The organism is Yersinia antarctica (genome assembly GCF_056636475.1).
Genome location: NZ_JBSJQF010000001.1, coordinates 527,364 through 544,875 on the forward strand (window position 1 = coordinate 527,364; position 17,512 = coordinate 544,875).

The window sequence follows — 17,512 nt, forward strand, 5'->3', positions numbered from 1 at the left end:
TGCTTATATCCATTTGGGGGGCCTTGGCCCCCCAATTTGTCTGGAGAATCCAAATGGCAAAAGAATTCAGCCGTTCTCAACGTGTTTCGCAGGAAATGCAAAAAGAGATCGCACTCATCTTACAACGCGAAATCAAAGACCCACGTGTTGGCATGGCTACCGTATCCGGTATCGAGCTGTCCCGTGATTTGGCTTACGCTAAAGTCTTTGTGACCTTCCTGAATGTGTTAACCGATAACGCAGACCCGGATACAGTTAAAAATGGCATTAAAGCACTGCAAGATGCCTCTGGTTATATCCGCACTCTGCTGGGTAAAGCGATGCGCTTGCGTATCGTACCGGAACTGACCTTCGCTTATGATAACTCATTGATTGAAGGCATGCGGATGTCTAACCTGGTGACTAACGTCATCAAAAATGATGTAGAACGTCAGGTTAATCCAGGTAACGACGAGGAGAAGTAATGGGGCGTCCACGTCGTCGCGGCCGTGACATTAACGGCGTTCTGTTATTGGATAAGCCGCTGGGCCTCTCCTCTAATGACGTTTTGCAGAAAGTAAAACGTCTCTTTAGCGCTAACCGCGCAGGCCATACCGGTGCACTCGATCCACTGGCGACCGGTATGTTGCCTATCTGTCTTGGTGAAGCGACCAAATTCTCTCAATTCTTGCTGGATTCTGATAAGCGCTACCTGGTGGTTGCCCGTTTGGGCCAGCGCACAGATACTTCGGATGCCGAAGGTGCGTTAATCAGTGAGCGTGAAGTTAACGTCACTCAGGCGCAGATGGATGCTGCTCTGGATAGTTTCCGCGGCGATAGCCAGCAGATACCTTCCATGTATTCGGCACTGAAGCATCAAGGTAAACCGTTGTATGAATATGCCCGGCAGGGGATTGAAGTAGAGCGCGACGCCCGTAGCATTACCGTGTATGAATTGCTGTTTATTCGCTGGGAAGGCAATGATCTTGAGCTGGAAATTCATTGCTCAAAAGGTACCTACATTCGCACTATTGTTGATGATTTGGGTGAATTATTAGGCTGTGGGGCACATGTTAGCTATCTGCGTCGTTTGCAAGTGGCCGCTTACCCAAGTGATCGCATGGTGACTTTAGAGCAGTTGACTGCCATAGTTGAAGTGGCACAGGCAGAAGAGCGCTCACCAAATCCAGAGCTGGATTTACTGTTGCTACCGATGGACAGTGCAGTATTAAACTTCCCTGAAGTCAATCTGTTACCTGCTGTTGCAGCCTATGTAAAGCAAGGGCAACCGGTGCATGTTGCTGGCGCGCCAAGCGAAGGTATGGTCCGTATCACTGAAGGCGAAGAGCGTAACTTCATTGGTATCGGCACTATCGCAGAGGATGGCCGTGTTGCACCCAAACGCCTGGTAGTAGAGGCGCAGGAAGATGCACTGTAGGCCATACTCTATATAATTCGAGTTGCAGGAAGGCGGCTACCTTGCGATTCCGCAGTGCAAAGAGTAGAATAGTGCGGCTTACATATTGGGTTGCTGAATTAGAGATCGGCGCCTGTTTTAATTTATCTATATATTTGGAGTTGTATCATGTCTCTAAGTGTTGAAGCGAAAGCTAAAATTGTTGCTGACTTCGGTCGCGGTACCAATGACACCGGTTCAAGCGAAGTTCAGGTTGCTCTGTTGACTGCTCAAATTAACCATTTGCAAGGTCACTTCTCCGAGCACAAAAAAGATCACCACAGCCGTCGTGGTCTGCTGCGTATGGTATCCACGCGTCGTAAGCTGCTGGACTACCTGAAGCGTGAAGATGTAGCACGTTATGCTTCCCTGATCGAGCGTCTGGGTCTGCGTCGCTAAGTCTGCGAGTTTCGGGAGAAAGGGGCCAAATTGGCCCCTTTTTTCTAAGAAGCAATGATAAAATACGTTAGTATATTGTTGTTGTTCTATAGGATTTGTCTACCCAATAGATTTCGAGATGTAGGAAGGCGGCAAGCGAAAGAGTCCCGATGAGCTTACATAAGTAAGTGATTCGGCTGATTGAACGCAGCCAACACAGCTACATATCGAAAGATGACGGGTATAAATAGGATCTTCCGGTGCAGAGGTTCGCGCGGCTAATGAGAGACTTTAACTCAATTAGAGTTAAGGATTGTCATTAGTCGCGAGGATGCAGTGTGAAGATATTAGTAACAGGTGGATGAGGTCGTCAATACGATCCGGCACCGCATAGTATAAGGATACTATTTTGCTGACTCCGATTATTCGTAAATTCCAGTACGGTCAACATACCGTTACCATTGAAACCGGTATGATGGCTCGCCAGGCAACGGCTGCTGTAATGGTAAGCATGGACGACACCGCAGTATTTGTGACTGTTGTTGGCCAAAAGAAAGCCAAGCCAGGTCAGAGCTTCTTCCCTCTGACCGTTAATTATCAGGAGCGTACTTACGCTGCTGGCCGTATCCCAGGTAGCTTCTTCCGTCGTGAAGGCCGCCCAAGTGAAGGCGAAACACTGACTTCACGTCTGATTGACCGTCCGATCCGCCCACTGTTCCCAGACAGCTTCTTGAACGAAGTGCAGGTGATTGCGACCGTTGTTTCTGTTAACCCACAAGTTAACCCAGACATCGTGGCACTGATTGGTGCCTCAGCAGTGCTGAGCCTGTCAGGTATTCCATTTAACGGCCCAATTGGTGCTGCTCGTGTTGGTTACATCAACGACCAATATGTGCTGAACCCAACGACCGATGAGCTGAAAGAGAGCCGCTTGGATCTGGTTGTTGCCGGTACTGCTGACGCAGTATTGATGGTTGAATCAGAAGCACAGATTCTGTCTGAAGATCAAATGTTAGGCGCGGTCATCTTCGGCCACGAACAACAACAAGTTGTGATTGAGAATATCAACGCTCTGGTTGCTGAAGTTGGCAAACCTAAGTGGGATTGGCATGCAGAGCCAGTTAACGAAGCGCTGCACGCGCGTGTTGCTGAGCTGGCAGAAGCTCGTCTGGGTGATGCTTATCGTATCACTGAGAAACAAGAGCGCTATACTCAGGTTGATGCTATTAAAGCTGACGTCACTGAAGCGCTGTTGGCACAAGATGAATCTTTAGATGCTAGCGAGATTCATGACATTCTGGGCGATGTTGAGAAAAACGTCGTTCGTAGCCGCGTATTGCGTGGCGAGCCACGTATCGATGGCCGCGAAAAAGACATGATCCGTGGTCTGGATGTGCGTACTGGTGTATTGCCACGTACCCATGGTTCTGCGTTGTTCACCCGTGGTGAAACTCAGGCGCTGGTTACTGCAACACTGGGTACTGCCCGTGATGCGCAAAATATTGATGAGCTGATGGGTGAGCGTACTGACTCATTCCTGCTACACTATAATTTCCCTCCATATTGTGTTGGTGAAACAGGTATGGTTGGTTCACCTAAGCGTCGTGAGATTGGCCATGGCCGTCTGGCGAAACGTGGTGTACTGGCAGTAATGCCAAGCCCGAGCGAGTTCCCTTACACTGTTCGTGTGGTTTCTGAAATCACCGAGTCTAACGGTTCTTCCTCAATGGCTTCTGTTTGTGGTGCTTCTTTGGCCCTGATGGATGCAGGTGTGCCAATTAAAGCCGCTGTTGCGGGTATCGCGATGGGTCTGGTTAAAGAAGGCGAAAACTTTGTTGTTCTGTCTGATATTCTGGGTGACGAAGATCACTTGGGCGACATGGACTTTAAAGTGGCAGGTAGCCGTGACGGTATTACTGCACTGCAAATGGACATTAAAATTGAAGGTATTACCCGCGAAATCATGCAGGTGGCTCTGAACCAGGCCAAGGGTGCGCGTCTGCACATTCTGGGTGTTATGGAACAGGCTATCAGCACACCTCGTGGTGATATCTCTGAGTTTGCTCCACGTATCTACACCATGAAAATCAATCCTGAGAAAATCAAGGATGTGATCGGTAAAGGTGGTTCTGTGATTCGTGCGCTGACTGATGAAACTGGCACTACCATTGAAATCGAAGATGATGGCACCATTAAGATTGCAGCAACCGACGGCGATAAAGCGAAACACGCTATCCGTCGTATCGAAGAAATCACTGCTGAAATCGAAGTGGGCCGTATCTATGCGGGTAAAGTAACTCGTATCGTTGATTTCGGTGCATTTGTGGCAATCGGCGGCGGTAAAGAAGGTTTAGTTCATATTTCTCAAATCGCTGACAAGCGTGTAGAGAAAGTGACTGACTATCTGCAAATGGGCCAAGAAGTGCCAGTTAAAGTAATGGAAGTTGATCGCCAGGGCCGTATCCGCCTGAGCATCAAAGAAGCCACTACTCCTGACGCAGAAGCTCCGGCACCAGAAGCAGCAGAGTAATAAAGTATTCCATAGCTCCTTACCTCTGGTGAGGGGCTGTGTTATCTCGAGGGCAGGATGCTCTTGTGTTAAACAAATGGATGAAAGGATATTTATCCAATGTTTGTCTTCGGGAGTAGGAAATGAAGCCTTTCTTGCGCTGGTGTTACGTTGCGACAGCACTCATGCTGGCAGGATGCAGCAACCATGATTGGCGTAAAGACGAGGTGTTGGCTATCCCGTTGCAACCTACGTTGCAGCAGGAAGTGATTCTGGCTCGCATGGAACAAATCCTTGCAAGTCGGGCACTTACGGATGATGAGCGCGCGCAGCTTTTATATGAGCGCGGAGTGCTGTATGATAGCCTCGGGCTACGGGCACTAGCGCGAAATGATTTTTCGCAAACGTTAGCTATTCGTCCTGATATGCCAGAAGTTTTTAACTATCTGGGCATTTATTTAACGCAGGCAGGCAATTTTGATGCTGCCTATGAAGCGTTTGATTCTGTACTAGAGCTTGATCCAACTTACAATTACGCGCGTTTAAACCGGGGTATCGCTCTGTATTATGGCGGTCGACTCCCGTTGGCGCAGGATGATCTGCAGGCGTTTTATCAAGACGATCCAAATGATCCCTTCCGTTCGTTATGGCTGTATCTGGTGGAAAGAGAAATCGATCCCAAGGCGGCTGCAGTAGCGTTACAACAGCGCTATGAAAAATCGGACAGAGGGCAATGGGGATGGAATATTGTCGAATTCTACTTGGGCACGATCAGCGAAAAAACGCTGATGGAAAGGCTCAAGTCAGATGCAATGGATAACACTTCGCTCGCTGAGCATCTCAGTGAAACTGACTTCTATTTAGGTAAACATTACCTAAGTCTGGGGGACAAGGACACCGCTTCGGCGCTGTTCAAACTGACGGTAGCTAACAACGTTCATAATTTTGTTGAGCACCGCTATGCATTGTTGGAATTGGCGCTTTTGGGCCAAGAACAAGACGACCTATCGGAATCGGACCAGCAATAGCTGACGAACAACTATTAGCCTGACTACCTTGGTTTTTACCAATGTTAATCACCCTAACAGGTGATGGCCTTTTTGTTCGTTTTATAATCTAATTTGAGCCGGTTCACACTTTTCAATGAAAATGACTGAAAATTTTCTCGACGAGTTATGTAGACTGGCTGCCATTATTAATGAGGCACGTGTACATGACTACTGAGCTTGAAACCTCTTTTGCTGATCTGGGGCTATCTGCTCCTATTCTTTCTGCTCTGACTGATCTTGGTTATGAAAAACCATCTCCTATCCAGTTGGAATGTATCCCACACCTGTTAAACGGCCGTGATGTTCTCGGCATGGCGCAAACAGGCAGTGGTAAAACAGCCGCGTTTGGTTTGCCGCTGTTACACAATATTAAAGCTGAGCTGAAAGCTCCACAGGTTCTGGTGCTGGCACCAACCCGTGAGTTGGCTATTCAGGTCGCACAGGCATTGTCTGATTTCTCTAAACACATTAATGGCGTCAACGTTGTAGCCCTTTACGGCGGCCAGCGTTATGACGTTCAATTACGCGCTTTGCGCCAGGGGCCACAAATTGTTGTTGGTACCCCAGGTCGTCTGTTAGACCACCTGAAACGCGGTACTCTTAACCTGTCCAACCTGAGCGGTTTAGTGTTGGATGAAGCAGATGAAATGCTGCGTATGGGCTTTATCGAAGACGTCGAAAACATTCTGGCGCAGATGCCGGCTGAACATCAGACCGCACTGTTCTCTGCGACTATGCCAGATGCGATCCGTCGTATTACCCGTAAATTTATGAAAGATCCACAGGAAGTCCGCATTCAGTCTAGCGTGACTACCCGCCCTGACATCAGCCAGAGCTTCTGGAGAGTGGGTGGCGGCTATCGCAAAAACGAAGCACTGGTACGTTTCCTGGAATCTGAAGATTTCGATGCAGCTATTATCTTCGTGCGTACCAAAAATGGCACACTGGAAGTGGCTGAAGCCTTGGAAAGTAGCGGTTATAACTGCGCTGCCTTGAACGGTGACATGAACCAGTCTTTACGTGAGCAGACACTGAACCGCCTGAAAGATGGCCGTCTGGATATTCTGATTGCAACTGACGTTGCGGCACGTGGTTTGGATGTTGACCGTATCAGCTTGGTCGTAAACTATGATATCCCTATGGATTCAGAGTCTTACGTTCACCGTATCGGCCGTACTGGTCGCGCCGGTCGTGCTGGTCGTGCGTTGCTGTTCGTTGAGAACCGTGAACGCCGTCTGTTGCAAAACATTGAACGCACCATGAAACTGACTATTCCAGAAGTTCAGTTGCCAAACCCCGAATTGTTGGGTGAACGTCGTTTAGCTCAGTTTGCTGCTAAAGTTGGCCAACAGCTGGAAAGCAGTGATTTGGACCTGTACCGTGCATTGCTGGCTAAGCTGCAACCAGAAGAAGAGTTTGATCTCGAAACCCTGGCTGCTGCACTGCTGAAAATGGCACAGGGCGAACGTCCTCTGATTCTGCCACCAGAAGCTCCGCGTCGTCCGCAGCGTGAATTCAATTCCCGTGATGACCGTGGTAGCGATCGTGGCCGTGATCGTGGTGACAGTCGTCGTGAGCCTCGCCCTGACAGCCGCGCTGACAGCCGTGATGGTGGTGAGCGTCCAGCACGTCGCGAACGTCGTGATGTTGGTGAGATGGAACTGTACCGCATTGAAGTGGGCCGTGATGATGGTGTTGAAGTTCGTCATATCGTTGGCGCGATTGCTAACGAAGGCGACATCAGCAGCCGTTACATTGGTAATATCAAGCTGTTTGCTTCGCATTCAACTATCGAGTTGCCAAAAGGCATGCCGGGCGAAATGTTATCTCACTTCACCCGTACCCGTATCCTGAACAAACCGCTGAACATGCAGTTGTTGGGTGATGCGCAGCCACATGAACGCCGTGAGCGTCCTGCTGGTGGTGCTGGTGCCGGTGGTGAGCGTCGTGGTGGTGGCCGTTCATTCGGTGGCGAACGTCGTGATGGCGCAGCAGGTGCTCCTCCTCGTCGTTCATTCGGTAGTGACCGTGCTCCAGCCGGTGGTGGCGAACAACGTCGTGGCAACCGTGATGGTCAGCGCTCAGCAGCTCCGCGTCGTGAAGATGCGCCAGCGCCAGCAGCAGCACCTACTCGCCGTCGTTTTGGTGACGCATAAGTCTTAATCATTTCTGATGATTAAAAATAAAAACCAGCCCTTGGGCTGGTTTTTTTATGTCTATAATTTTGCTTCAGTTGGCGGGTTATAGGTGCTCAACAGCTTGTAACTCTGGCTGTAATCCGGCAACTATTTCAAATGAATATAGTCGTGCCTGATGGTCGAAAATCTGGCCATTCACCATCAATTCGTCAGCCTGGGTCTCCCGCAGTAATGACTGAAGCCCATGCCGCACTTTACTTTTATCACCAATAATAGATAGGCGTAACGCCTGATCGACACCAAATTGTTCGACGGGTGAGCAGATATTATCCATGTTTTCTACTGGTGGCGGTAGTTGACCTGGCGTGCCGCGGCGTAAATTGACAAATTGCTGCTGCATGGAGGTAAACAGGAAATGGGCATCGCGCTCGCTATCTGCGGCCACCACGTTCACACAAACGATAGCATAGGGTTTTGGCCATTGAATGGACGGCTTGAAGTTTTCCCGATAGAGCTTGAGCGCCTGGAATAACATATCTGGTGCGAAATGTGAGGCGAAGGCGAACGGCAGGCCCATGGCCGCAGCCAATTGAGCGCTATACAGGCTGGACCCCAGTAGCCACAATGGAACATGCAAACCCTGCCCAGGCACGGCTTGTACCGCTTGCCCCGGTTGTACTTCAGCAAAGTAGTTTTGCAGTTCGCCAACATCGGCGGGGAAGTTATCCACTTCACCGGACAGATGGCGGCGTAGTGCCATCATGGTGCGTTGGTCACTGCCGGGAGCACGGCCAAGGCCGAGATCGATACGGTCTGGGTAGAGAGAGGCGAGGGTACCAAACTGTTCGGCAATCACCAGTGGTGAGTGGTTAGGTAGCATGACGCCGCCGGAGCCGACACGGATGCTCTTGGTACCTCCGGCAATATAGCCAATCAGTACTGAGGTCGCCGCGCTGGCAATACCTGTCATGTTATGATGCTCAGCGAGCCAATAGCGGTGATATCCCCACTTTTCAGCATGTTGAGCCAGACTCAGCGAAGCATGAAAAGCCTCTCGTGGTGTCTTGCCTTGCGCTATCGGCGATAAATCAAGCACTGAAAGCGGAACTGTCTTTTTGTCAGTCATAGAATCGTCCATCTTAACCTTATGTCGAGTCGCTTGAAGGGCGAACGCACTAATTTATTAATCCAAACAGGGGGCTAGCCGCATTAATACGCACATAAGAAGCCACATACAGTGCGCGACTATCACCTATAAAAGCATAATCTAAATCGTGGTTTGGCAAGGGGGAATAAATGCGGCGGCAAAAGGATGATTGAAGCGATGAAAAAGAGAACGCCATGGACCCTACGATTCGTGGTAGTAGCTATATCGAGTGACTGGGTAAGAATGCCTGCGCATAGAGTGATACGGGCGTAGTGCTACGCCCGATGGGTTCTTATGACACCAATTCCAGCCCCGCGAGACGCCGCCAGTAGCCGTTACAGTCGGCTTTATCGGTCAAGATGAGTGGGCTCAATCCCTGCTCATTAGCCCGGAACTGCTCGATAACTGTCAGCGTATCTAGACCTTGCGGAGAGAGTCGCACGATATCCACTAATCCTTGCATGGAAATCAGTTCATTACCGAGGTTATAGCAGTAGCCACTTTGGGTTTGAATACCGTTTAGGATGAATACCTGTTGGTCTTCTTGTGATAATACCGGCCGCCCTTGTGGGTAGTTGATGCAGCAGGTTTCACACTCATCTTTGGCTCGGTCTTCTGAGCGCGCGGTGAAGCAACGGGCAGAATAAGCCAGCGGCAGGTGGCCGTAGCTCAATACTTCTACCTCAAACTGATTGCGGAACCCCAGCTCTTCGCACTGTTGCAGCACATTAACCAGCCAGTCACGTGATAGCTCAACCGGCATACACCAACGCATCATGCCCTGACGGTGTAAAATTCGCAGAGTATAAGCGTTGTAGCAATTCAGGGCATGGCCGGCAACAAAGGGTAAGCCACGTTCAGCGGCCATATTCACCGCCCCCAGGTCATTGGCTTCCAGCAAAAACTCACCGTTTTCCACATAACGTTTTAATTCATTCAACTCTGACGGTGCTTGCAGCAGCGCCAGTGTGGAAATTACCACCTGTTTGCCACTGGCAGCCACTTCTTTAGCAAGTGCCAACCAGTCACCCACCTTCATTTCACGGCGTTTGGTACAGACATTCTCACCGAGATAAATAATGTCGGCGCTGCTGTTGGCCGCAGCCTGGTAAAAGGTTTCGATATCAGTTTTTGGCCAGTAATAGAGTACTGCGCCTAAGGCGTACTTCATGTTTCCTCCGGCTACTGCCACTTACGATGATAAGCACCCAATGTAGTTTGAGTACCTTCGGACATTGCGCCCAGTTGTTCCATCCATTCCGCTTTGGCGACAAACTGCGAAGGGTTGGCCTGATAGCGGTCAATCGCCTGTCGCCAGACCTTGGCAACCTGGCTGACATAAGCTGGACTGCGTTGGCGGCCTTCAATTTTCACTGACGCAATGTTGGCAGCAAACAGCTCCGGTAATAACTCAAGCGTATTCAAACTGGTTGGCTCTTCCAACGCATGATAGCGCTGACCGTCCACCCGATAACGGCCTTTGCACAGGGTGGGATAACCGGCATTCTCATTATCTTCATAACGGTCGATCAGCACTTCATTAAGGCGAGACTCCATCCCCTGTGGGGTTTGCTGCCAGCGAACAAAGCGCGCTGGAGAGCAGGCTCCGACCGTATTGGGTGATTCACCGGTCAAATAGGAAGAAAGGTAGCAACGCCCTTCAGCCATAATGCATAAGCTGCCAAAGGCAAATACCTCCAGTGGCACCGGGCTGGTACGCGACAGTTGTTTCACCTGATGCATTGACAGTACGCGTGGTAAAACCACTCGCGCCACATCGAAATGACGTTGATAAAAGCGGATAGCTTCATCATTGGTAGCCGACGCCTGTACCGATACATGGCGCTCAACCTCCGGGTAACGTTCGGCGGCATATTCCAGCATGGCCAAATCAGCCAGGATCAGGGCATCCGCCCCAAGCTGTGCCGCCATATCCACCGCCCGCTGCCAGCGGGAATAACCGTCAGGGTGGGCGAAGGTGTTAATGGCGATATGCAGTTTACGTTTGCGGCTATGAACGTAATTGACCGCTTCCTGCAACTTTTTATCGGTGAAATTGAGGCCAGCGAAATGGCGGGCGTTGGTATCATCTTTCAAGCCAATATAAACCGCGTCGGCACCATTATCGATGGCGGCCTTTAATGCGGGTAAGTTGCCGGCAGGACAAAGCAGCTCCATAGAGTTTTCCTGAATGAGTCAACGGCTCGCCTTGCTGAGGTTACCGCTGGCAATTATTGTTCCCCATCCGAAGATGATATTCGTGGCGATGAAAATTTTATCGAGTGGCGATTCTAGTTAACCTGCTCCACCCGGACCTTGATTTAAGGCAGTTTCTTTGGCATTGGTGTCATTCTTCTGATATTTAGCAATACTTTCAGCGATAACTTGGTGCAAAATTTATCGATATAACGCGCTTTCCGGTTTTGCTAATGTGGCAAAATAGAACTTTATTTTATGCAGATTGATACCCAAAGTAATTGGAATTGCAGGTAGCCAACACCCCTGCGGCTTCAAGTACAAAGGGGATATCACCAAAAAGGAGTCTGCCTGTGTTGGGAGAACTACGAGCACGTCTGGTGCGTCAAGGGCCGGCGCTACTGCGGGGTCCGTTAAAATTGACCCCCTTTGCCTTAAAACGTCAGGTAATAGAGCAAGTGCTGGGGTGGCAACTTCGTCAGGCTCTGCTGGACGGAGAACTGGAATTTTTGGACTCCCGCTGGTTAAAGATTGAAGTGCGAGACCTCGCATTGCAATGGTTTATGACAGTAGAACACGGTAGGCTGGTCGTAAGCCAACAGGCTGAAGCTGATGTGAGCTTTAGCGGTGATGCCAACGATCTAATTTTGATCGCTGCCCGTAAAGAAGATCCGGATACGCTGTTTTTCCAGCGCCGGTTACGAATTGAAGGGGATACCGAATTGGGTCTGTATGTCAAAAATCTAATGGATGCCATTGAGTTGGAGTCCATGCCAACACTACTGCGTGTTGGCCTGCAACAACTGGCTGAATTTATCGAGGCAGGTCAGCAAGAGGGTGCGGCGAGTGCTTCCCGTACATTAGCATCGTGCTGATCCGGGTTGAAATTCCGGTGGATGCGCCGGGGATCGACGCCCTGTTGCGTCAAGCCTTCAAGCAAGATGCAGAAGCCGAGCTGGTACAGCAACTGCGTGAAGATGGCTTATTGACGTTGGGTATCGTGGCAACTGACGATGAAGGCGGTGTGGTTGGTTATGCTGCATTCAGCCCGGTTGAGGTGGGGGGTGAAGACCGTCAATGGGTCGCACTGGCACCACTGGCCGTGGAGGAGGGGTTGCGCCGCCAGGGTTTGGCTGAAAAACTGGTCTACGAAGGGCTAGACTCTCTGAATGAGTTTGGCTATGCCGCTGTCGTGGTGCTAGGCTCTCCAGCCTATTATCAGCGTTTCGGTTTTGTACCAGCGGCTCGTCATCAATTGACCTGCCGTTGGCCCAGTACTGAAGAGGCTTTTCAGGTTTATGCGTTGGCGGAAGATGCACTGGCGGGTGCTGATGGTGAAGTGGTGTTCTCTGCCCCGTTTAATCGCTTTTAACGCCAGGTAACGATAGCAACGAAGAAGGCTGGCTAATTACCAGCTTTTCTTTTTGCTGCTTATTGAGTTGCTTCACCCGATATTCTAACTTCAATGCTGTCGATCTATCCCCTGCCTCACACTGAAATACCAAGGTTAACTCACCTTTCCCTCGCAGCGCTTTCGCGCCTTTCCCTACCTGATGTTGGGCCAATCGCCGTGTTACATCTGTGGTGATACCGGTATAGAGCATGCCAGTGGGGGTGCGCAGTAGATAGAGATACCATAGGCTGTCCGACATAATTTTATTCCAGTCCGGGGGTAGCGGTGCGGAACATTATTACCGGAATCAGCTGCGGTATCCTGATTTTTTTATCGACTGGCACCTGATTGGTTAAATATGCGGGGGAAGTGACCTTCCACCCGCAGGGTTATGGCTAGTTATTTGGTTTTTGCTGCAAACTCAAAGCGTGGTGAAACCAAACCGTACAGTGTCCAACCAAGGAAGGTAACAATCGCACCCCATGTCATGGCTTCTTGCCCTGAGCTGTAAAGCGCATAGAAGCTATACATCGCACCAATGAAGGCAATGATATTGGCTTTACGCGCTTTGGCTGGTGGCACATTGGCGGTTTTCTGGATAATGACCAGCGCTGCCATCGACAGAATATAAGGGATAATATTGGTGACTACCGCCAGATTGACCAGCACGTTGAACTGTTTGTTCAGTGACGGGCTAATGGTCATCAGGGACAGCACACTCTGGATGACAACAATGGTCAGCATCCCTTTGATGGGTGCATCGGCTTTACTGACTTTTGAGAAAATTTTCGGGAAGAAGCCTTCATCAGCAGAGGATTTGAATACCTGAGCGATGGTGAACTGCCAACCCAGTAATGAACCCACGCAGGACATGATCATCAATGCCATGATGATTTTACCGACCGCAGGGGTGAACATATAAGCGAACGCCAGGCCAAACGGCGCTGTAGAGTTAGCCAAATCCATATTTGGTACGATACCGGCAATCACGTTGGTTGAGATGATATAGATAACCGCTGCACCTAAAGTCCCACCGAGTACGGCGATCGGAACGTTACGTTCAGGGTTTTCGACAGCATCAGTATTGGCACAAGCAGATTCCAGACCAAGGAAGGCCCACAGCGTCATTGAGATAGAAGAGCCGATGGCTTCAAAAGTGGGAACTGCATGTGGGTTCCAGGCCGCCATATAGGCTGAACCACTAAACCAGAACCAACCAACGATTGAGATACCGACCACTGGGATAATAACCCCCCAGATAGTAACACTACTGATCTGCCCGGTAATGCGCGCGCCACCAAAGTTAGCAACCGTTGCCAGCCACAGTACGCCAATAGTTGCAATACAAATACCCAGTGGTGTTAGTGTCGCTCCCAACAATTCAGTGCCGTAACCTACTGCTGAGATTGCAATGGCGATATTGGCAATCAACAGTGAAGCACCATAGGTGTAGTTCGCCATAAAGTTGCCAGATTTGCCGAACGCATATTCAGCATAGCCGCCCATACCACCGGATTTACGGCTGAACATCCCACATTGGGCGAAGGCATAGGCCAGTGCGCCAATTCCCAAACGAAATGCAACAAAGTGACCCACCGGTCAGGTACGGATAAAATAGCCGTATTGACCCTGTCGGAGACCCTGTTGCATGAAGGGAAAACATTTGACTCAGCATGAGCGCTTTTACATCGAAAAACGAAAAGCTGAAGGCGTTAATCAGTCCTGCATTGCCAGAGAACTGGATGTCTCTCGCTCTACCCTGAGCCGGGAGCTCAGGCGTAATACGGACCCCGCTTTCAACGGACTTTACTCCTCCAGACGCGCTGATGCCTTAGCCAGACAACGGCGGGGCGCCACCTCGGCACACAATGCCTGTTTCCCTCTGGGCCAGCAGACACAAGACTTTCTCCGGCAGGCGCTGGCTGTACATACCTCCCCTGAGGTTATCTGTGGGAGACTGAAAATCCAGTTTGATATCGCCGTCAGCAAAAATACCCTCTACCGCTATATCCGTTCGGACAGACAGGCTGGCGGTAAGCTTTACCTTCAGCTCCCTCACCGGGGTAAACGCTATCGCTATGATACGGGTGAGCCCGGACGCACGCCCATCCCGGACAGGGTTGGCATTGAGCACAGGCCTGCTGAGGCTGAACTCAAACAGGTTCCCGGGCATGTTGAAATCGATACGATTTTTGGCAAAGACCAGAAGTCATTCCTGCTGACGGTCGTGGACAAAGCCACAAAGCAGGTCATTATCCGTAAACTCCCCAATAAGTGCGCTGAGAGCGTCGTGGAAGCGTTCAGGGACATCGTGGCGAATACTTTCTGCGAGTTTAAAACCCTGACGGCAGATAACGGACCCGAGTTTGCGAAACATAAGGACATCACTCAGGTAACGGGCGCAAAGGTTTACTTTGCCCGGCCTTATCATTCCTGGGAGCGGGGGTTGAATGAGCATACCAACGGTCTGATACGGCGGTTTTATCCGAAAGGAACCGATTTTAATGGCGTCAGCGATGAAGATATTGCGAGACTGGAGCACATCCTCAACACTCGGGGGCGCAAATCTCTGGAATACAGCTCACCGAATGAGGTATTTTTAGAGTATCTACTCGCTGCATAACGCATGATGGTTTGTTGCGTTTCGTTCGGGAATGGGGCAGTGCCATTGAACCTATTGCGGTGACTAACCATGAGACGATAGAGATTGTCCCGACTTCGGCGAGTTTGGTTGGCAGCATAATTATTCCTGACCCCATCATATTGACGGCGGTTAGAATTGTTAGCTGTACTACTCCCATCTTATTATTTGTTTTACTCATTTTTATTATCTCTTTTTTAATTTCAGAGACTGCAGGAATAATTTATTCCCGCAGGTTTGAGTTATTGGTGTCGTCAAATCCCTTTTTATTTGAAATTATAGCCTTGTTGGCGATTATCATTACTCGGTCCATCCTACTTGGACCACGCAAATAGAGTTGTCACCCGAATCACTTAATGTTAACCAGTGATTCGGGATTATTTCGTTTGCCGCCAGGCTGTAACGCCAACTAAATTGGGTATAAATTTATTATTGTTAACTTATTGCTTCATCATATAACCGTATGCACGGTTCCAACCATCTTCGTCGACTTGTAAATAAACGCCTTGTAACTCAGGCGCAAACCCTGGAAGTAAATTAATACTTTCTTCTAATGCCAGGAAATAACGCTGTGCAGCCCCCCCCCAAACTTCACCAGGGACTACACACAATACTCCCGGTGGGTAAGGAAGCGCACCTTCAGCAGCAATTCGACCTTCGGCTTTACACAATGGTACTAATTCGGCATGACCACGGACGAATTCAATATTGGCATCCTGTGGATTCATCATAACTTTAGGGAAATACTGTTTGCGGAACATCTCTTTCTGTAGCTGTTTAACATCATAGCTGACATAAAGGTCATGCATTTCCTGACATAATTTGCCAATAGTATAACCTTTGTAACGTGCTTCATTATTACGATACACAGTAGGTAATACATCGCTTAACATTGCATCTTCTTCGATGAAACGTTCAAAACGGGCAATTTGTGCGACCAGGTGCTGCATTTTCGCCAAGTCTTCTGCTGGCGTTAATAAGAATAGGATCGAGTTGAGGTCACATTTTTCTGGCACGATACCATTTTCGCGCAGGAAGTTAGCCAGAATGGTTGCTGGGATCCCTGATGCTGTATATTCACCAGTATTAGTATCAATACCCGGAGTGGTTAATAATAGTTTGCATGGGTCAACAAAATATTGTGACTCTTCATAACCTTCAAATGCATGCCATTTTTCGCCAGGAATAAAGTTAAAGAAGCGTAAGTCTTGTGCCATGGCATCGGTGTCATATTGCTGCCACAGTTTGCCATCAACTTCTACCGGTACAAAAGGCTTAATCATATTACAGGTATTCAAGATCATTTTACGTGCTTCAATACCGGTCTTAACACAATCAAGCCACATGCGTTGACCACTTTTGCCTTCATGCATTTTTGCGTTAACATCTAAAGCAGCAAACAATGGATAGAATGGGCTGGTGGAGGCGTGTAGCATAAAGGCGTTATTAAAGCGTTTATGATTGCAGTAACGATCCTGACCTTTAATATGTTTATCTTTTTTATGAATCTGCGACGTTTGTGAGAAACCGGCTTGTTGTTTATGTACTGATTGAGTAACGATAATGCCCGGATCATTTTCATTCAGTTCAAGTAATAATGGTGAACAATCTTTCATCATTGGAATGAATTGTTCGTAACCTACCCAAGCAGAGTCGAACAGAATATAGTCACAAAGGTGGCCAATTTTATCCACAACCTGACGAGCGTTATAGATGGTGCCGTCATAAGTACCCAGTTGGATGATAGCCAGACGGAATGGGCGCGCTTCGTTAGCACGATCAGGTGCTACGCTACGGATTTGTTCACGCAGGTATTTTTCTTCAAAACAGTGGGCATCAATACCACCAATAAAGCCAAATGGGTTACGGGCAGTTTCCAGATATACCGGTGTTGCACCGGCCTGAATCAGCGCACCATGATGGTTGGATTTATGGTTATTACGGTCAAACAGCACCAGGTCACCACGCGCTAACAGCGCATTGGTAGCGACTTTATTAGAAGCAGAAGTGCCGTTCAGTACGAAATAAGTTTTATCGGCGTTAAATACTTTTGCTGCATGTTTTTGAGCATCACAAGGTGCGCCTTCATGAATAAGCAAATCACCTAATTTTACGTCGGCATTACACATATCAGAGCGGAAAATAGTTTCGCCGTAGAAGTCAAAAAATTGGCGGCCCGCTGGGTGTTTACGGAAGAATTGACCACCCTGATGACCAGGGCAAGCAAAGGTAGAATTACCCATCTCCACGTATTTCTTTAATGTACTAAAGAACGGTGGCAGCAGCTCTTTTTCATATTTTTCTGCGGCTGATTCCAGTTGTTTACCATAAAAATCAGTATTGTCACCACACAGTTCAAATACCCCATTTAAAGAGGGTAATACATCGGTATTCAACTCTTCTTCACAGCAGACAGCGGCAAAAATTGGAATCTCTAAACCCAACTCATGAATGCTATCAATTACACCATTATTAATGTCCTGAACTGAAAGCACCACGGCTGCAATATCAGTAAAATCGGTATGTAAAACATCTACGACTTCGCGCTGTGATTCAAAGCAAGGTATTGCCGATAAACTTGCCGCGATATTTAATTTTTTCATCATAAATTCTCTTTTATTTTAAG

The 17,512-nt window shown here is 48.9% G+C and carries 15 protein-coding genes and 2 pseudogenes; 10 read left to right on the forward strand and 7 right to left on the reverse strand.

All coding sequences use genetic code 11. The features are described from left to right. Positions 1 to 53: 53 nt before the first annotated feature. The 7 genes from rbfA (at position 54) to ACWJJO_RS02410 (ending at position 7,527) form a co-directional block, all read left to right on the forward strand. A complete protein-coding gene (gene rbfA / locus ACWJJO_RS02380) occupies positions 54 to 464 on the forward strand; it encodes a 30S ribosome-binding factor RbfA (RefSeq protein ID WP_032816249.1) in 411 nt (136 codons plus the stop codon). Beyond that, positions 464 to 1,417 (forward strand): tRNA pseudouridine(55) synthase TruB, encoded by a 954-nt coding sequence (gene truB, locus ACWJJO_RS02385; RefSeq protein ID WP_083160893.1) that lies wholly within the window; start codon positions 464 to 466, stop codon positions 1,415 to 1,417. Before rbfA ends, truB begins: the two co-directional genes overlap by 1 nt. A gap of 147 nt (positions 1,418 to 1,564) precedes the next feature. Beyond that, a complete protein-coding gene (rpsO, locus tag ACWJJO_RS02390) occupies positions 1,565 to 1,834 on the forward strand; it encodes a 30S ribosomal protein S15 (RefSeq protein ID WP_050085613.1) in 270 nt (89 codons plus the stop codon). A gap of 388 nt (positions 1,835 to 2,222) precedes the next feature. Continuing rightward, positions 2,223 to 4,343, forward strand: a complete 2,121-nt coding sequence (gene pnp, locus ACWJJO_RS02395; protein WP_083160892.1) for a polyribonucleotide nucleotidyltransferase — start codon at positions 2,223 to 2,225, stop codon at positions 4,341 to 4,343. A 122-nt stretch (positions 4,344 to 4,465) separates the two neighbouring features. Continuing rightward, entirely contained in the window at positions 4,466 to 5,350 is an 885-nt protein-coding gene (gene nlpI / locus ACWJJO_RS02400) for a lipoprotein NlpI (protein ID WP_481090578.1), read from the forward strand. A 121-nt stretch (positions 5,351 to 5,471) separates the two neighbouring features. Beyond that, positions 5,472 to 5,546: a protein YrbN gene (gene yrbN, locus ACWJJO_RS02405; protein ID WP_223499600.1), complete on the forward strand. Its 75-nt coding sequence runs from the start codon at positions 5,472 to 5,474 to the stop codon at positions 5,544 to 5,546. After that, on the forward strand, positions 5,536 to 7,527 hold the full coding sequence (locus tag ACWJJO_RS02410) for a DEAD/DEAH family ATP-dependent RNA helicase (protein WP_481090579.1): 1,992 nt from the start codon (positions 5,536 to 5,538) through the stop codon (positions 7,525 to 7,527). The genes yrbN and ACWJJO_RS02410 overlap by 11 nt, the downstream gene beginning before the upstream one ends. A gap of 85 nt (positions 7,528 to 7,612) precedes the next feature. Here the strand turns inward: ACWJJO_RS02410 and ACWJJO_RS02415 are convergent, their stop codons facing one another. From ACWJJO_RS02415 to ubiU, 3 genes are all read right to left on the reverse strand, one after another. Beyond that, the gene (locus ACWJJO_RS02415) at positions 7,613 to 8,635 is read right to left on the reverse strand and encodes a luciferase-like monooxygenase (RefSeq protein ID WP_481090580.1); all 1,023 of its coding nucleotides are present in this window, start codon (positions 8,633 to 8,635) and stop codon (positions 7,613 to 7,615) included. 313 nt (positions 8,636 to 8,948) lie between these two features. Continuing rightward, entirely contained in the window at positions 8,949 to 9,827 is an 879-nt protein-coding gene (locus tag ACWJJO_RS02420; protein ID WP_083160888.1) for a U32 family peptidase, read from the reverse strand. A gap of 11 nt (positions 9,828 to 9,838) precedes the next feature. Continuing rightward, complete coding sequence (gene ubiU / locus ACWJJO_RS02425) at positions 9,839 to 10,834, reverse strand: ubiquinone anaerobic biosynthesis protein UbiU (RefSeq protein ID WP_083160887.1); 996 nt, start codon at positions 10,832 to 10,834, stop codon at positions 9,839 to 9,841. A 371-nt stretch (positions 10,835 to 11,205) separates the two neighbouring features. Between ubiU and ubiT the strand changes: the two genes are divergently transcribed. Together ubiT and ACWJJO_RS02435 are read left to right on the forward strand one after the other, a co-directional pair. Continuing rightward, positions 11,206 to 11,727 carry a ubiquinone anaerobic biosynthesis accessory factor UbiT gene (gene ubiT / locus ACWJJO_RS02430; RefSeq protein WP_083160886.1) on the forward strand — a complete coding sequence of 174 codons (522 nt, stop codon included), beginning with the start codon at positions 11,206 to 11,208 and terminating at the stop codon, positions 11,725 to 11,727. Continuing rightward, complete coding sequence (locus tag ACWJJO_RS02435; RefSeq protein WP_083160884.1) at positions 11,721 to 12,224, forward strand: GNAT family N-acetyltransferase; 504 nt, start codon at positions 11,721 to 11,723, stop codon at positions 12,222 to 12,224. Before ubiT ends, ACWJJO_RS02435 begins: the two co-directional genes overlap by 7 nt. On the opposite strand, the gene ACWJJO_RS02440 is transcribed toward ACWJJO_RS02435, so the two are convergent. Both ACWJJO_RS02440 and potE (ACWJJO_RS02445) read right to left on the reverse strand, forming a co-directional pair. Beyond that, positions 12,211 to 12,504 (reverse strand): GIY-YIG nuclease family protein, encoded by a 294-nt coding sequence (locus ACWJJO_RS02440; RefSeq protein WP_083160882.1) that lies wholly within the window; start codon positions 12,502 to 12,504, stop codon positions 12,211 to 12,213. The genes ACWJJO_RS02435 and ACWJJO_RS02440 overlap by 14 nt on opposite strands. 140 nt (positions 12,505 to 12,644) lie before the next feature. Continuing rightward, a pseudogene (potE, locus tag ACWJJO_RS02445) lies at positions 12,645 to 13,817 on the reverse strand (putrescine-ornithine antiporter); the annotation flags it as partial. 76 nt (positions 13,818 to 13,893) lie between these two features. Between potE (ACWJJO_RS02445) and ACWJJO_RS02450 the strand changes: the two are divergent. Next, a complete protein-coding gene (locus tag ACWJJO_RS02450) occupies positions 13,894 to 14,868 on the forward strand; it encodes an IS30 family transposase (RefSeq protein ID WP_481090514.1) in 975 nt (324 codons plus the stop codon). Positions 14,869 to 14,896: 28 nt separating this feature from the next. On the opposite strand, the pseudogene potE (ACWJJO_RS02455) reads toward ACWJJO_RS02450, so the two are convergent. Further along, positions 14,897 to 15,067 (reverse strand): annotated as a pseudogene (gene potE, locus ACWJJO_RS02455) (putrescine-ornithine antiporter); the annotation flags it as partial. A 259-nt stretch (positions 15,068 to 15,326) separates the two neighbouring features. Further along, positions 15,327 to 17,489, reverse strand: coding sequence for an ornithine decarboxylase SpeF (speF, locus tag ACWJJO_RS02460; RefSeq protein ID WP_102970570.1), 2,163 nt, complete (start codon positions 17,487 to 17,489; stop codon positions 15,327 to 15,329). Positions 17,490 to 17,512 lie beyond the last annotated feature (23 nt).

What these genes read in the sequence shown, in the direction of transcription:
- ubiU (WP_083160887.1), bottom strand. Translation starts at nt 10,834, where the DNA reads ATGGAGCTGCTTTGTCCTGCCGGCAACTTACCCGCATTAAAGGCCGCC.
- ACWJJO_RS02450 (WP_481090514.1), top strand. Translation starts at nt 13,894, where the DNA reads ATGAAGGGAAAACATTTGACTCAGCATGAGCGCTTTTACATCGAAAAA.
- nlpI (WP_481090578.1), top strand. Translation starts at nt 4,466, where the DNA reads ATGAAGCCTTTCTTGCGCTGGTGTTACGTTGCGACAGCACTCATGCTG.
- ACWJJO_RS02415 (WP_481090580.1), bottom strand. Translation starts at nt 8,635, where the DNA reads ATGACTGACAAAAAGACAGTTCCGCTTTCAGTGCTTGATTTATCGCCG.
- rbfA (WP_032816249.1), top strand. Translation starts at nt 54, where the DNA reads ATGGCAAAAGAATTCAGCCGTTCTCAACGTGTTTCGCAGGAAATGCAA.
- ACWJJO_RS02410 (WP_481090579.1), top strand. Translation starts at nt 5,536, where the DNA reads ATGACTACTGAGCTTGAAACCTCTTTTGCTGATCTGGGGCTATCTGCT.
- rpsO (WP_050085613.1), top strand. Translation starts at nt 1,565, where the DNA reads ATGTCTCTAAGTGTTGAAGCGAAAGCTAAAATTGTTGCTGACTTCGGT.
- ACWJJO_RS02440 (WP_083160882.1), bottom strand. Translation starts at nt 12,504, where the DNA reads ATGTCGGACAGCCTATGGTATCTCTATCTACTGCGCACCCCCACTGGC.
- ACWJJO_RS02420 (WP_083160888.1), bottom strand. Translation starts at nt 9,827, where the DNA reads ATGAAGTACGCCTTAGGCGCAGTACTCTATTACTGGCCAAAAACTGAT.
- speF (WP_102970570.1), bottom strand. Translation starts at nt 17,489, where the DNA reads ATGAAAAAATTAAATATCGCGGCAAGTTTATCGGCAATACCTTGCTTT.
- truB (WP_083160893.1), top strand. Translation starts at nt 464, where the DNA reads ATGGGGCGTCCACGTCGTCGCGGCCGTGACATTAACGGCGTTCTGTTA.